Genomic DNA, 13419 nt, shown 5'->3' with positions numbered 1-13419 from the left:
GGCGTCGGCTCAAGCGTCGGGCTGGGCTTCGGTCTGGGCCTCGGGCTGGGCGTCGAGGGCGAGCGCCTGGCGTCGTACCTTCAGGACGCGGAACGCGACGGTGTAGGTGCTCGCCACGGCCAGCGCCCACAGGGTCACGTGCATCAGGACCGGCAGGTCGAACAGGGCGCCGAGACCGGTCATCACCAGGATCGAGACGAGCCGGTCGGCGCGCTCGGCGATGCCGCCCTTGGCGTCCATGCCGAGCGACTCCGCGCGGGCGCGGGCGTAGGAGGTCACCGACCCCATCACCAGGCACCAGAGCGTGACGCAGAGGTAGAGGTAGCTGTCGCCGGGACCGGCGAAGTAGAGCGCGAGACCGCCGAAGATCGCGCCGTCGCCGATCCGGTCGAGCGTGGAGTCCCAGAACGCGCCGAACCGCGACTGCCGGCCGAGCTCGCGCGCCATCCGGCCGTCGATGAGGTCGCTGAAGACGAAGGCGGTGATCACCAGCACCCCGAGGAGCAGCTCGCCGCGCGGGAAGAACGCGAGCGCACCGGCGGCGACGCCGATGGTGCCGACCAGCGTCACGGCGTCGGGGCTGATCCCGAGCCGGAGGAACAGGCGCACGAACGGGTGCAGGACGGTCCCTGCCCAGAACTCCTTGAAGCGGTCCAGCACGGGTCAGGAACCTATCAGCGACCGCCGACGCAGGCGGTCAGCCGGGCCAGGCCGCGGCCAGCAGGTCGCGGGTGTCCGAGAGCAGCTGCGGAAGGGTCTTCGTGCCGCCGACCACGGTCATGAAGTTGGCGTCGCCCGACCAGCGCGGCACCACGTGCTGGTGCAGGTGGCCCGACAGGGACCCGCCCGCCGCACCGCCGAGGTTGATGCCGACGTTGAAGGCGTGCGGCCGCGAGACCGAGCGGATGGTGCGCAGTGCCTGCTTGGTGAGCTCGGCGACCTCCGCGGTCTCCGCGTCGTCCAGATCGCCGTAGTCGGCGACGTGCCGGTAGGGCAGGACCATCAGGTGGCCGGGGTTGTACGGGTAGAGGTTGAGCACGACGTACGCCGTCGCCCCCCGCACGACGAGCAGCTCGTCGTCGGTCGACGTGGCGGGGTCCGCCGTGATCCTGCAGAAGGGACACGCGGGCTGTGGCTCGGCCCGGACCGGCTCCTGGTCGGAGTCGCCGCGCACGTACGCCATCCGGTGCGGCGTCCAGAGCCGCTCCAGGCCGTCGGGGTCGCTCATCGGCTCAGGCCTCCGCGGGACCGAGCGCCTGGAGCAGCTCGGTGAGGGGCAGGTCGGGCAGGTTGATGCCCCGGGAGCGGGCCATGCCGTCGATCTGCATCCACACCGTCGTGGACAGGAAGTCGACGAACGCCTCCGGTCGGGGCCGGCGGTCCGCGCGGCCCAGCCAGCGGCGGGTGGCGCCCATGACGCCCCCGATCATGCCGAACACCCACGGGTCGAGGCCCGCGCGGTCGTCCTCGGTCAGCGGCACACCGATGTGGTCCAGCACGGTCTCCATCAGCCCCTCGATCTGCGAGCCGACCACCTCGAGCGCCTCCCCCAGCGGGCTGGGTCCCCAACCGGCCAGGTCGCGCTCGGCGAACCAGAGCAGCGTCGGGTGTGCGCTCGCCCACGTCACGAACGCCTCGACGATGCCGTGGATGATCTCGTCGGGCCGGCCGTCGTACGACAGCGCGGGCAGCAGGCGACCGCCGAGGTCGGCGCAGATCTGCCACTGCACGGCGCGGTCGAGGTCGCTGCGGTCCGCGAAGTGGCGGTAGATCACCGTGCGGCTCATGGCGGCCTCGTCGGCCACGGCCTGCACCTGGACCTCCTCGCCCGGCGCCTGGCGCTCGAGGACCGCGATCGCGGCGTCGATGATCACCTGTCGCCTGGTCTGGTTGTGCTCCTGCCACCGCCGGCGGCGGCCGTCGAGCAGGTCGGGGCCCTCCTCGGTCGGCATCCCGGCTCCCGTCGTCACAACCCGCTCCTGCTCCACTCTCGCTGGCCCGAGGAAGGGTAGCCAACCGGCCTCAGTCGAAGCGGTGGAACCACAGGCCGAGGTCCTTGGCGATGCCCGGGCAGGTGATGTTCTGGTCGCGGCGTTGCTCGACCCACTGGCCCATCACCGCCTGGCCGCCCTGGATCGACCAGTCGGCACCGCACCGGTCGCGCGCCTCGGCCCGCGACGTCTGCCCGGCGGCCCGCCACTCGGGCACCCCGCCGAGGCTGTAGTCGCCGACCACGGCCTCGTAGAGGCTGGGCGTGGAGTAGACGCCGATCTTGAAGCCGGCGTCGACGTAGCCACGGGCCACCCCCTCGATGACCGCGGCGTTGGCCTTGACGTCGTCGCTCCACTCGAACACCGGCACCGGCTCGACGTCGATCCAGATGATCGGGCTGAGCAGGCCGACCTTGCCCATGGTGCCGATGTTGTAGCGGGCCTGCTGGTAGCCGACGTTCTTCAGCTGCCCGAGCCGGGAGGACGCGTCGTAGGGGCCGTCGGCGCCGTACTTCCGGAGCGTCCTGCTGTCGGGGAAGCTGCTCACGGCGTACACCGCGACGAGCACGTCGTTCTCCTTGGCCCAGGCCACCTGGTCGGCCAGGCACGGGTTGGGCGTGAACCCCGGGCCGTTGGTCAGGCCGATCACGACGTACTCCGCCTGCGGGAGCGGCATCGGCATGCCCTGCCCCTGCTTCTCGGGGATGCCCATGCCCTTCGGGCACTGGGGCCAGCTGATGTCGCCGCCGAGCACCTCGCCGTCGCGGGGCGCGATGTCGCTCTTCGGCTCGCCCAGCTGCCGGGCCTCCTTCTCGGCCTGTCGGGCGAGGTCGTCGACGTCGGCACCGAGGTCGCCCTCGTCGCCGCCGGGGGTCGCGCCGTCGGACACGTCCTCCGGCGCCGCCAGCGTGGTCGCCTCCGACGTGGGCTCGGCGGGGCCGGCGCCACTGCTGCCGCCGTCACCGGCGCACCCGGCGACGAGCAGCGCAAGCACGACGCCGGCGACCGCGGCGGCCCGGGCCCCCATGGTCAGACCTGTTCCCGGGCAGCGACCGCCGCGGCCACCCGCTCGATCGCCTCCGCCACCGGCACGCCGTTGTCCTGGCGCCCGTCGCGGTAGCGGAAGCTCACCGCGCCCGCCTCGACGTCCTGGTCGCCGGCGATCACCATGAACGGCACCTTCTGCAGCTGGGCGTTGCGGATCTTCTTCTGCATCCGGTCGTCGGAGACGTCGACCTCGACCCGGATGCCCCTCGCCCGCAGCTGCGCCGCCACGTCGAACAGGTAGTCGTGGTGACGCTCGGCGATCGGGATCGCCTGGACCTGCACGGGCGCGAGCCAGGGAGGGAAGGCGCCGGCGTAGTGCTCGGTGAGGACGCCCAGGAAGCGCTCGATGGACCCGAACTTCGCCGAGTGGATCATCACCGGCTGCTGCTTGGAGCCGTCGGCGGCGACGTACTCGAGGTTGAACCGGTCGGGCGAGGGCTGGTTGAAGTCGTACTGGACGGTGCCCATCTGCCAGGTGCGGCCGATGGCGTCGCGGGCCTGCACCGAGATCTTGGGGCCGTAGTACGCCGCGCCGCCGGGGTCGGGGACCAGCTCGAGCCCGGTCTCCTGCGCCACCTGCTCGAGCACCGCCGTCGCGGTGGCCCAGTCCTCGTCGGAGCCGATGAACTTGTCCTTGGACTCGTCGCGGGTCGACAGCTCGAGGTAGAAGTCGTCGAGACCGAAGTCGCGGAGCACGCTGAGCATGAAGCTCAGCAGGTGCTTGACCTCCTCCGGCGCCTGCTCGGGGGTGCAGTAGGAGTGCGAGTCGTCCTGTGCGAAGCCGCGCACGCGGGTGAGGCCGTGGACCACGCCCGACTTCTCGTGGCGGTAGACGCTGCCGAACTCGAAGAGCCGCAGCGGCAGCTCCCGGTAGGAGCGCTGCCGGGAGCGGTAGATGAGGTTGTGCATGGGGCAGTTCATCGCCTTGAGGCGGTAGTCCATGCCGTCGACGTCCAGCGCCGGGAACATCCCCTCGCCGTAGTAGGGCAGGTGGCCGGAGGTGTAGAACAGCCCCTCCTTGGCGATGTGCGGCGTGCCGACGTACTCGAAGCCCTCCTCGATGTGGCGCCGGCGGACGTAGTCCTCCATCTCCCGCTTGATCACCCCGCCCCTGGGGTGGAAGACGGGCAGGCCGGAGCCGATCTCGTCGGGGAAGCTGAACAGGTCGAGCTCGCGACCCAGCTTGCGGTGGTCGCGGCGCTCGGCCTCCTCCAGCCGGTGGAGGTAGTCGTCGAGCTCCTCCTTCGACGGCCAGGCGGTGCCGTAGATCCGCTGGAGCTGCTTGTTCTTCTCGTCGCCGCGCCAGTACGCCGCCGCGCTGCGCATCAGCTTGAAGGCGGGGATCCGCTTGGTGGTGGGCACGTGGGGGCCGCGGCACAGGTCCTTCCACGCCACCTCGCCGTTGCGGTTGAGGTTGTCGTAGATCGTCAGCTCGCCGGCGCCGACCTCGGCGGACGCGCCCTCGGCGGCCTCCCCCGCGTTGCCCTTCAGCCCGATCAGCTCGACCTTGTACGGCTCGTCGGCGAGCTCCTCGAGGGCGTCCTCGTCGGTGGTGACCCGGCGGGAGAACCGCTGGTTCTCCTTGATGATCTTGCGCATCGCCGTCTCGAGCCGCGCGAGGTCCTCGGGCACGAACGGCGTCGGCACGTCGAAGTCGTAGTAGAAGCCGTCGTTGATCGGCGGGCCGATCCCGAGCTTCGCCTCCGGGAACAGCTGCTGCACGGCCTGCGCGAGCACGTGGGCCGTGGAGTGCCGGAGGATGTCGAGCCCGTCCTGGCTGGACATGGCGACCGGCTCGACCTCGTCGCCGTCGGCGAGCTCGTAGGACAGGTCGCGGAGCTGCCCGCGGACGCGGGCCGCGATGACGTCCGGCTGCTCCTTGAACAGCTCCCACGCCTTGGTGCCCGTGGTGACGGTCGTGTCCTGGCGCGCGTCGGCGGACAGTACGACGACCTTGATGTCGGACACGAAGGGCTCCTCTGGTGGGGGTCGGCGGGCCGGATGGCCCGCGGCGGCGCGGAACCTCGATCGTACCGAGGGGGCCGGGCGGGCGCCGTACCTGCGTGGCGGGGTGGAAAACGTGACCGAGGCCGGCCCGTGCGGGCCGGCCTCGGTGCAGTCCGGGTGGGCGATACTGGGTTCGAACCAGTGACCTCTTCGGTGTGAACGAAGCGCGCTACCACTGCGCCAATCGCCCGGAGCGGCCTCGACGACCGCGGTCAGAGACTGTAACGCAACATGCCGCGGCATTCACATCGGGGCGGCGCCCCTCAGTGGTCGAGGCCGAGCAGGTCGGGCTCGCGCTCCTTCCAGGCCTGCATGGCGGCCTGGGTGACCGGGCCGGGTGCGGGGAGCTCACGGTCGTCCCAGCGGTGCACGCCCTGCACGTCGCGCGTGGTGGAGACGAGGAAGATCTCCTCGGCCGCGGCGCAGATCCCGATCGGCTCGTCGACCTCCCGGGCGCCGTACCACTCCAGGAGGAGGTCGCGGGTGACGCCGGCGAGGCACCCGCTCGCGAGCGTCGGGGTGCGCAGCTCGCCGTCGACGACGTAGAAGACGTTGGAGCCGGTGCCCTCGCAGAGGTGGCCGGCCAGGTTGGCGAAGACCGCCTCGGTCGCGCCGCGCTCCCGCGCCCTGGCGAGCGCCACCACGTTCTCGGCGTACGACGTCGTCTTGAGCCCAGCCAGCAGCCCCCGCTCGTTGCGCGGCCACTCCACCGTGACCACGGCCGTCGTCGCCGCAGCCGGCTCCATCGGGGCCGCGACCACGATCGAGGTGAGCGGCGAGTCGCCGCGACCCGAGCCGAGCGGCGCGTTGCCGCCGGTCACCGTGATCCGGAGCCGGCCCAGCGGGAGGTGCTCGGCCTCCAGCACGGCCGCGACGCCGCGTCGTACGTGGTCGACGTCGAGGCCGTCCAAACCCAGGCCAGCGGCCGACCGCTCGAGGCGAGCGAGGTGGCGGCCGAGCGCGAACGGCCTGCCGTCGACGACCTTGACCGCCTCGAACACCGCGTCGCCGACGGTGAGACCGTGGTCGGTGACCGGGACCGCCGGGGCAGTCGGGTCGGGCAGCAGCTGACCGTCGATCCACACGCGCATGCGCCCAGCCTAGGCCGCCCCGACCTGGGATCGCCGGGGGTGGTTTTGGTGCTGGTGAGGCGATCCGTTAGTGTTCTCACCGCGCCACAGGCCACGGCCGGAAGCGCAGTGCGGACATAGCTCAGTTGGTAGAGCGCAACCTTGCCAAGGTTGAGGTCGCGAGTTCGAGTCTCGTTGTCCGCTCGGAGAGGCCACGCCAGACCCACTGGCTGACCAGGTCAGGCCAGGCTGATCGGTTCTGGTCAGGCCTTCACGGTGGGTTGGCCGAGAGGCGAGGCAACGGACTGCAAATCCGTGTACACGGGTTCAAATCCCGTACCCACCTCCACCACAACTCCACACGGGCGATTGGCGCAGCGGTAGCGCGCTTCCTTGACACGGAAGAGGTCACTGGTTCAAACCCAGTATCGCCCACCACACCTGCGAGTAGCCCCACCTGCGGGAGGGTGCCTCGCCGAGCTCATCGTCGCCGAGGCCTCTGCCGAGTACCGGACACGCTCCCCCGCCTGACCGGTGCTCGTGTCGCCTACTGGCTGGAGGCTCAAGCCAACGGCCCGGGCTCGACCACGTCCGTTCCCTCGTCGTCGACCACTCCCCAAGGAGTGCCTCGGCTGGAGAGATACGTCGCCCAGCACGCGGTCGACAGGACGCAGTGGCCCTGTCACATGACGAGGAGCCCGACTCCGATAGCCAGCAGCATGGTCGCCAGCACGGCGACGATGACCACCTGGCGCTGGCTGGCGTTCGTGTGCTTCAGGGCGATGGCGAGTGGTCCGATGGGCCTGATGGGCATGCGGGCTCCTCCGTGGGGATGGATCGATGGGACGGCGCGCAACGCGCCGAAGGCAACGCCCGAGGGGGCGATGCCGGCCTCTGCCGCGCCTTCCAGGTCGGCGAGCCACTGCTCGCGCAGGCGCGGGCGGCTCTCGGCAGCGACGAGCAACGATGCCGCGAGGATCAACAGCCGCCAGATCCGGTTCATGCGAGGCGTCCGTGCGTTCGGGGAGCAGCGCGCTTGCGTGGCGTCCGTCGAGCGTCGCGTTCGGCGAGCAGCTCGACGGCCGCACGCGCACCGTCAGGGGTGAACTCGTAAAGACGCCGACGGGGTCCTGGGCGCGCATCGTCGCTCTCCCATGCAGACGTGATCCACCCCGCCCGCTCCAGGCGTTCGAGCACCGGGTACACGGTGCCGGGAGCTCGTCCGGACCTCTTGACGACCTGCAAGCCCCAGACGTGGCGGCCACTCTCGCGCAACGCGCGAAGGACATCGACGGTTGCGTCGGTGACACGTGACAAGGGCTCCACGGCGCTTACTCTAGCTATATCGAGATAGGCGGAGCAAGCGCCGGCAGGCGCGACCTGACCACTCCGTCGTCCACGTCGCAACCGTTGCTGGAGACCCATATCACGAGATCACGGGGAGTCATCCGCCACCGATCGGGCACCGCAATTGCATGACCAACGACAAAGCAACGGAAGCCCGAGAGGGACTGATGGGCAGCGTCGCAGGCAAGGCCAAGGAGGCCGTCGGCGCCGTGACCGGCAAGGACGACCTGGTGGAGGAGGGACAGATCCAGCAGGCGGAGGCGAAGCGGCGCAAGGAGGCCGTCGCCGACGAGGCGGTGGCTGACGCCAAGCGCGAGGAAGCCGCGCAGGAGATGCACGAGGCCAACAGGGAGGCCGCGCAGCAGAAGCGCGAGGCCCGCGCCCGAGCGCAGCGCGACGAGTCCGCCATCCAGCGGGAGCGAGCCACCGAGCACGCCGCCGCCGAGCGACAGGCCGACACCGTCGAGGCGGCGGGCGAGGCGGCCGCCGAGCAGCAGGCCGACGCTGTCGCGCAGTCCCGGCTGAACGAGGCCGCAGGTCTCGCCGAGGACGCCGGCAGCACCGAGCGGGAGGCCGCCGCCGAGCGGCTCCGTCTCGAGCGCGAGGCCGCTGCCGCCGAACAACGAGCCGCGCAGCTGCGCGCCGACGCCGAGAAGTGAGGACACCATGTTGAACACACTGATCACGCTCCCCTACAAGGTCGCCCGACTGCCCCTGACGGTCGTCGACAAGACGGTGGCCGGCCGGCTGCCCGAGAGCTCGCTGCCGCGGGTCGCTCTCGACCGGACGATCGGCTCGGCCGACAAGCTTGCCGGCACGCTGCTCGGCGACGCCGACATCACCCAGCGCGGCAGCGAGCGCGTGGAGCGCTCGCACAAGGTGGCCGGCGCCTCTCGGCTCGAGCAGGAGGCGGAGGCGCGCCGGAAGCAGGCAGCGCAGACGACCGCCTCGGCGCGCCAGGAGGCTGCCCGCAAGCGCGACGCCGCCGCGGAGCGCGCCGCCGCGGGAGTCGTCGAGGCCGAAGCCACGGAGGTGCGCGGCAAGCGGCAGGCCGAGGCCCAGGCCGAGCGCACCGAGTCGGCCAAGAAGGCCGCGGCCGACCAGCGGGCCGGCAGCCGCACGGCGACGGTCGAGCAGCGCAAGGACCGGGTGGAGTCCACCGCCGAGGCCCGCCGGAAGGGTACGGCGCGCGCCGCGAAGTCCGAGCTCGACGACGCCCGGGAGACGCGGCAGTCGGCCGCCGAGGCTCGCGCTGACGCCGAGCGCCTCGGCGACCTGACCGAGGCCAAGAAGCAGGGTCGCAAGCAGGACTGACCTCGCGCGCCATCGCTCGGGTCACCCTCGGCGCCCCGCCCCCGACACCCGTCGTGGGCGGGGCATGCCGCGTCGAAGACGCCCGACTGCCGGAGGCAGTGCCCAGCCACCGGATTTAACCTCGGCGCAGGGGGGCGTCGCGCGATACTGCCCGACATGTCCCCGACCGAGCTGCGCGCCGACGACCTGCCGCCGCCGCGCCGGGTGACGCCCGCGACCACGGTGACCGGGCACCGGATCACGGTCGACCCCGACGGCAGCGCCTGGTGCACCTGCCGCGCCGAGCCCGCCGCGGGCCAGGACCCCGAGGCGTGGCGCGACGAGCACCTCGCCCACGTCTGGCCGATCTTCGTCCCGCGCTCCCCCGACGAGTCCCTCGCGGAGTGGATCGCCCGGATCACCGCGGAGCTGCAGCGGGCGCAGAGCTACGAGGGCGACCTCGGCGGCCCGATGGTGGCGATCAGCGCCGATGGCGAGGACCTCGGCGTGAGCGTGGAGAGCCTGCTCATCGCCGGCCGGATCGCCGGCCTCCGGCGCGAGCTGGTCCTGGCGATGACCGCGCTGCACTGAGCGCTCGCCGCCGACCGCGCCCCGGGCCGGGCGCGCCGGGACATCGTGCCGCGAACCTCACTCCACGCCCGTCCGGTGTTACCGTGACCGGACAGTCGTCTCCAGCACGCCTCCTCAGGCACCGCGGTCGATCGGCGACTGGGAAGGCCGACATGGCCGTCACCGCATCACCGCCCCCTTCCCCCACAGCAGCGTCGTCGACGAGCCTGCGGCTCTCCACGAGCGGCGAGCCCGGCGCCGGCCGGCTCGACGGCGGGTGGTGGCCGCACAGCCGCGACCTCGCCGCCGAGCTCCGCCAGCTGGTCGAGGGCTTCCCGCCGGAGCTCGGACGCATCGTCCGCGCGCTCTACTCGCCGCCGGACTGGGACACGCCCGCACGCCGGATCCCGCTGCGCAACGGGTTCCTCAAGGTCGGCAGCTTCCCCGACGACGACACCCACGTCATCGTCCTCACCACCGCCGACCGCACCGTCCTCCGCTTCCTGGTGGTCCCGGCCGACTTCAACGATGCTCAAGGGGCGGAGGCGCTCCTCGCTGCGGCGACCCCGCGCTACGCCCATTCGGCGACCGAGCTGCTCCGGACGGTGACCGACGCCCACGCCGCCGATCCCGACGACGTCTGGCCCACCGACGGTGGCGAGTCGGCCGCCCGGATCCCACGGACGCGCGGCCGGCGGACGACTGCGGCCGGCAACCAGTAGCCCACATGCCGAAGACCGGCTCAGCCGTAGGCCGAGCCGGTCTGGGGCGTTGACTTGACCGGGCGCAGGTTGCCTGCGGGCAACCACTCGGTGACGATGCGGCCGTCCCGGTCGACATAGTTGACCAGGCCCTGCCAGCCCTCGTCGGTCGAGCGCCAGTCGAGGACGAGGCCGGGGAGCTCGACCGGCACGAACGCCGGTCTCACCCACACGTGCCGCACCCCCATGACGCCAGACTAGAACATACGTTCGAACCCGCGCCACGGGGCGGCGCGTGCAGGTGTCAGCTCATCCGGCCGTTCACGTGCGGCTCGGTGAGCGGGTCGGACGGGTCGCCGCCCTGCTGGGGGGTCTCGCTGGTCGGCGTGGTCATGCCGGACCCGGCGGTCGTCGTACCACCGCCGGTGCCGCCACCCGTGCCGGCGGAGCCGGACGTCGAGGCCTGGTGGCTGCCGCCGGATCCACCGAGCATCCCGGAGCGCCGGGCGGCGACGGCGATGACCGCGCCGAGCAGGCCGAGCAGCAGGAACTTCTTCTTGCCGCCCCGCCGCCGCTTGCCGGGCATCCGCTCGACGACGCTGTCGGGCATCCGGTCGAGGACGTCGTCGGGGATCCGCTCCGCGAGCAGCGTGCCCTTCTCCATCGCGACGGTCCGCCCGCGGTGGGCGACGTCACTGGCGACGGTGCGGCCCTTGTCGATCAGCGGCGGGGCCTTCTCGGCCACCGTGTTGACGGCGGACTCGACCCGGGGGGCGACGGCGTCGACCATCTGGTGCAGGTCGCGCTGCAGGTCGTGCTTTCCGCGCTTGTGGTGCATCTCGGCCTCCTCCTGGGAAACAGGTACGCCAAGTTCGGTACCCGATCGCCGGAAAGCAACCCGCATTCGCCGTCACGGTTTGTGCGGGAACCTCAGCTCGCTGCCTTGGTGAGGTCGCTGGCGCACTCGTTGCACTGGATCCGGTGCTCGCCGTGGTCGCTCGGACCGCCGAACAGGCGGTGCAGCCAGCGCGTCTGCTCGGTCCGCTTCGAGCAGCGCGGGCACCAGTCGTGTCGGACCCACGGTCCGTAGTCCTTCCCCATGGGCGGAATCCTGCCTGCTCCCCCGCCCCTTGTCCCGCACGGAACCGGTGTTTCGACCCGCCTGGGCGCAGGTCCGACCGATCGAGGAAGGCGCGGGTGGCTCCGACGGGCCAGCAGTCCCGGCACGGGTCCCAAGGCGGCGGGCAGGGGCCGGGCGTTAGTCCTCGTCGGCCGCGAACTCCTCGTTATGGGTGCCGGGACGCGGCGCCCACGGCAGCTCCTTGGCGGGCCGTACGACGATCAGCCGGTCGCCCCGCGCCAGCAGCGTCACCACGGGGTCGAAGTAGCGGTAGACCTTCTCGTCGCGGACCACCGCGATCACCTGGTCCGGCAGCGACTGGGGCGGCCGGCCGACCTCGCTGACCAGCAGCTCCCGCTCGGCGACCTCGAGCCCGTCGCCGTACGTCAGCAGGTCCTCCATCACCGTGCCGAGCGTCGGCGACAGCGTCGAGAGGCCCAGCAGCCGGCCGACGGCGTCGGAGGAGGTGATCACCGAGTCGGCGCCCGACTGCCGCATCAGCGGGGCGTTCTCCTGCTCGCTGACCGCCGCGACGATCCAGGCGTCGGGGTTCAGCTGGCGCACCGTCAGCGCGGCGAGCACGTTGGAGTCGTCGCGGTCGGTGGTGATGATGACCTGGTCGGCGTCGGCGACGCCGGCGCGGCGCAGCACGCCGCGGCGGGTCGCGTCGCCGGTGATCACCGCGAGCTGGTCGGCGTGCGCGTCGGCCAGGGCGACCGGACTGGGGTCGACCACCACGATGTTCTCGCGGTCCAGGCCGTTGTTCACGAGGGTCTCGACCGCGCTGCGGCCCTTGGTGCCGTAGCCGACGACCACCACGTGGTGTGCCATGTTCTTCCTCCATCGGGCGATCCGGAACATCTCGCGGCCGCGCTGGGCCAGCACCTCGAGCGTGGTGCCGATGAGCAGCACGAGGAAGGCGATGCGGGCGGGGGTGATGACGAACGCGTTGATCAACCTGGCGCCGTCGCTGACCGGCGAGATGTCGCCGTAGCCGGTGGTGCTCAGGGTGACGGTCGTGTAGTAGATCGCGTCGATCAGGGAGACGGTGCCGAGGGGGTTCTCCGCCGTCGCGTCGGCGGAGTCGCGGTAGCCCTCGCGGTCGAGGTAGACGAGCAGCACGGTGCCGACGAGGATCCCGAGCGCGGCCAGCACCCGGCGGCCGAGCTCCCACCACGGCGACCGCACCCGCTCGGGCAGCGCGACCCGCCCGGCGGACGGTGAGCTCGGCGGCCCTGCTGGAGTGTCGTCCACGCCGGCGAATCTAGTCGACCGGCTTGGGCGTACGGCGCAACAGGCGGGTCATCAGCTCCCGGCGCGCCCGCTGGGTGGTCTCCTGCGGGAACACCTCGTCGAACGCCGCGTTCACCCCGGCCCCGATCAGCACGGCGAGCGCGGCGATGTAGAGCCAGATCAGGATGGCAATCGGCGCCGCGAGCGGGCCGTAGATCGAGTGGGAGTCCTGGGCGGTCACCGTGAGCACCCAGCGCAGCAGGTAGGAGCCGAAGATCCAGGCCACGAGCGAGAACGCCGCACCCGGGAGGTTGAAGCTCCAGTTGGTCCGCACCGGCACGGAGACGTGGTAGAGCGTGGCGAGGAAGCAGATGCAGACCACGATCACCAGCGGCCAGTAGAAGCCGATGAGGAAGTCTGCGCGGTTCGGCAGCCAGGTGCGGACCAGGCGCGGGCCGGCGACGATGAGCGGCAAGGTGATCGCGCCGGTCACCACGGCGAGGATGTAGAGCACGAACGACAGCGCCCGGGTCTTCACGATCCCGCGGTGGCCGCCGAGTCCGTGCATGATCGTGATGGTGTCGACGAACACGTTCAGCGCCCGGGAGCCCGACCACAGGGCCAGCACGAAGCCGAGCGAGATCACGTCGAACCGACCGCCGCGCAGCACGTCGTTCATCGTCGGGCGGATCACGTTGTCGACCGCGGTGTCGGTGAGGAACCGCGAGGACAGGTCGAGCACGGCGCGTCGTACCTCCTCGACCTGCGCGGCGGTGAAGTGGTCGGTGACGTAGCCGACCCCGCCGGCCAGGGCGAAGATCAGCGGCGGCACCGACAGCACCGCGAAGAACGCGCCCTCTGCGGCGAGGCCGGTGACGCGGTAGCGCAGGCACGAGCTGACCGTCGTGACGAACAGCCGCCAGACCAGGTGGGCGGAGTGCCGGAACCGCTGCGGGAGCCGGTCACGCAGCGAGCGGCGGGTGGCCACGGACTCCTCCCCCGGTTGCTCCGCCATGCGCCCACGCTATCGGGCGGGCGCC

17 protein-coding genes and 4 tRNA genes are annotated in these 13419 nt (G+C 71.7%); 7 read left to right on the top strand and 14 right to left on the bottom strand.

Annotation, left to right across the window (positions count from 1 at the left end; translation table 11 throughout):
- Positions 1-9 precede the first annotated feature (9 nt).
- The 7 genes from pgsA to ACPOLA_RS13895 all read right to left on the bottom strand — a co-directional run bounded on the left by pgsA (position 10) and on the right by ACPOLA_RS13895 (position 6136).
- Positions 10-660 (bottom strand): phosphatidylinositol phosphate synthase, encoded by a 651-nt coding sequence (pgsA, locus tag ACPOLA_RS13925; RefSeq protein WP_435771038.1) that lies wholly within the window; start codon positions 658-660, stop codon positions 10-12.
- A 37-nt stretch (positions 661-697) separates the two neighbouring features.
- On the bottom strand, positions 698-1228 hold the full coding sequence (locus ACPOLA_RS13920; RefSeq protein ID WP_435771037.1) for an HIT family protein: 531 nt from the start codon (positions 1226-1228) through the stop codon (positions 698-700).
- Positions 1229-1232: 4 nt separating this feature from the next.
- Positions 1233-1970, bottom strand: a complete 738-nt coding sequence (locus ACPOLA_RS13915; protein WP_435771036.1) for a TetR/AcrR family transcriptional regulator — start codon at positions 1968-1970, stop codon at positions 1233-1235.
- 52 nt (positions 1971-2022) lie between these two features.
- Positions 2023-3018 (bottom strand): glycoside hydrolase family 25 domain-containing protein, encoded by a 996-nt coding sequence (locus ACPOLA_RS13910; RefSeq protein ID WP_435771035.1) that lies wholly within the window; start codon positions 3016-3018, stop codon positions 2023-2025.
- Between the two features lie 2 nt (positions 3019-3020).
- The gene (gene thrS, locus ACPOLA_RS13905) at positions 3021-5006 is read right to left on the bottom strand and encodes a threonine--tRNA ligase (protein ID WP_435771034.1); all 1986 of its coding nucleotides are present in this window, start codon (positions 5004-5006) and stop codon (positions 3021-3023) included.
- A 157-nt stretch (positions 5007-5163) separates the two neighbouring features.
- Positions 5164-5235: transfer RNA gene (locus ACPOLA_RS13900), tRNA-Val, on the bottom strand.
- A 73-nt stretch (positions 5236-5308) separates the two neighbouring features.
- Positions 5309-6136 carry an aminotransferase class IV gene (locus ACPOLA_RS13895; RefSeq protein WP_435771033.1) on the bottom strand — a complete coding sequence of 276 codons (828 nt, stop codon included), beginning with the start codon at positions 6134-6136 and terminating at the stop codon, positions 5309-5311.
- A 110-nt stretch (positions 6137-6246) separates the two neighbouring features.
- Between ACPOLA_RS13895 and ACPOLA_RS13890 the strand changes: the two genes are divergently transcribed.
- The 3 genes from ACPOLA_RS13890 to ACPOLA_RS13880 all read left to right on the top strand — a co-directional run bounded on the left by ACPOLA_RS13890 (position 6247) and on the right by ACPOLA_RS13880 (position 6553).
- Positions 6247-6319, top strand: a tRNA-Gly gene (locus tag ACPOLA_RS13890).
- 71 nt (positions 6320-6390) lie between these two features.
- Positions 6391-6464: transfer RNA gene (locus ACPOLA_RS13885), tRNA-Cys, on the top strand.
- A gap of 14 nt (positions 6465-6478) precedes the next feature.
- Positions 6479-6553: transfer RNA gene (locus tag ACPOLA_RS13880), tRNA-Val, on the top strand.
- 244 nt (positions 6554-6797) lie between these two features.
- Here ACPOLA_RS13880 and ACPOLA_RS13875 read toward each other — a convergent pair.
- Positions 6798-7118, bottom strand: coding sequence for a hypothetical protein (locus ACPOLA_RS13875; RefSeq protein ID WP_435771032.1), 321 nt, complete (start codon positions 7116-7118; stop codon positions 6798-6800).
- Entirely contained in the window at positions 7115-7540 is a 426-nt protein-coding gene (locus ACPOLA_RS13870) for a PadR family transcriptional regulator (RefSeq protein ID WP_435771031.1), read from the bottom strand. The genes ACPOLA_RS13875 and ACPOLA_RS13870 overlap by 4 nt, the downstream gene beginning before the upstream one ends.
- Positions 7541-7629: 89 nt before the next feature.
- Here ACPOLA_RS13870 and ACPOLA_RS13865 point away from each other — a divergent pair, with 89 nt between their 5' ends.
- From ACPOLA_RS13865 to ACPOLA_RS13850, 4 genes are all read left to right on the top strand, one after another.
- Positions 7630-8121 (top strand): hypothetical protein, encoded by a 492-nt coding sequence (locus tag ACPOLA_RS13865; RefSeq protein ID WP_435771030.1) that lies wholly within the window; start codon positions 7630-7632, stop codon positions 8119-8121.
- Between the two features lie 7 nt (positions 8122-8128).
- The gene (locus ACPOLA_RS13860; protein WP_435771029.1) at positions 8129-8776 is read left to right on the top strand and encodes a hypothetical protein; all 648 of its coding nucleotides are present in this window, start codon (positions 8129-8131) and stop codon (positions 8774-8776) included.
- Positions 8777-8932: 156 nt separating this feature from the next.
- Positions 8933-9346, top strand: a complete 414-nt coding sequence (locus ACPOLA_RS13855; RefSeq protein ID WP_435771028.1) for a hypothetical protein — start codon at positions 8933-8935, stop codon at positions 9344-9346.
- Between the two features lie 152 nt (positions 9347-9498).
- Positions 9499-10047: a DUF5994 family protein gene (locus ACPOLA_RS13850; protein ID WP_435771027.1), complete on the top strand. Its 549-nt coding sequence runs from the start codon at positions 9499-9501 to the stop codon at positions 10045-10047.
- A gap of 20 nt (positions 10048-10067) precedes the next feature.
- Here the strand turns inward: ACPOLA_RS13850 and ACPOLA_RS13845 are convergent, their stop codons facing one another.
- The 5 genes from ACPOLA_RS13845 to ACPOLA_RS13825 all read right to left on the bottom strand — a co-directional run bounded on the left by ACPOLA_RS13845 (position 10068) and on the right by ACPOLA_RS13825 (position 13394).
- Positions 10068-10274, bottom strand: a complete 207-nt coding sequence (locus ACPOLA_RS13845) for a hypothetical protein (RefSeq protein ID WP_435771026.1) — start codon at positions 10272-10274, stop codon at positions 10068-10070.
- Between the two features lie 56 nt (positions 10275-10330).
- Positions 10331-10864 (bottom strand): hypothetical protein, encoded by a 534-nt coding sequence (locus tag ACPOLA_RS13840; RefSeq protein WP_435771025.1) that lies wholly within the window; start codon positions 10862-10864, stop codon positions 10331-10333.
- A gap of 92 nt (positions 10865-10956) precedes the next feature.
- Positions 10957-11127: a hypothetical protein gene (locus tag ACPOLA_RS13835; protein ID WP_435771024.1), complete on the bottom strand. Its 171-nt coding sequence runs from the start codon at positions 11125-11127 to the stop codon at positions 10957-10959.
- A gap of 157 nt (positions 11128-11284) precedes the next feature.
- Positions 11285-12400, bottom strand: a complete 1116-nt coding sequence (locus tag ACPOLA_RS13830; RefSeq protein WP_435771023.1) for a potassium channel family protein — start codon at positions 12398-12400, stop codon at positions 11285-11287.
- A gap of 10 nt (positions 12401-12410) precedes the next feature.
- Entirely contained in the window at positions 12411-13394 is a 984-nt protein-coding gene (locus tag ACPOLA_RS13825) for a YihY/virulence factor BrkB family protein (RefSeq protein WP_435771022.1), read from the bottom strand.
- Positions 13395-13419: the final 25 nt, after the last annotated feature.

This window comes from Nocardioides proteolyticus, assembly GCF_051280635.3.
Taxonomy (GTDB): domain Bacteria; phylum Actinomycetota; class Actinomycetes; order Propionibacteriales; family Nocardioidaceae; genus Nocardioides.
The sequence above is the reverse complement of the archived record's forward strand: the minus strand, read 5'-3'. Positions and strand labels throughout refer to the sequence as shown.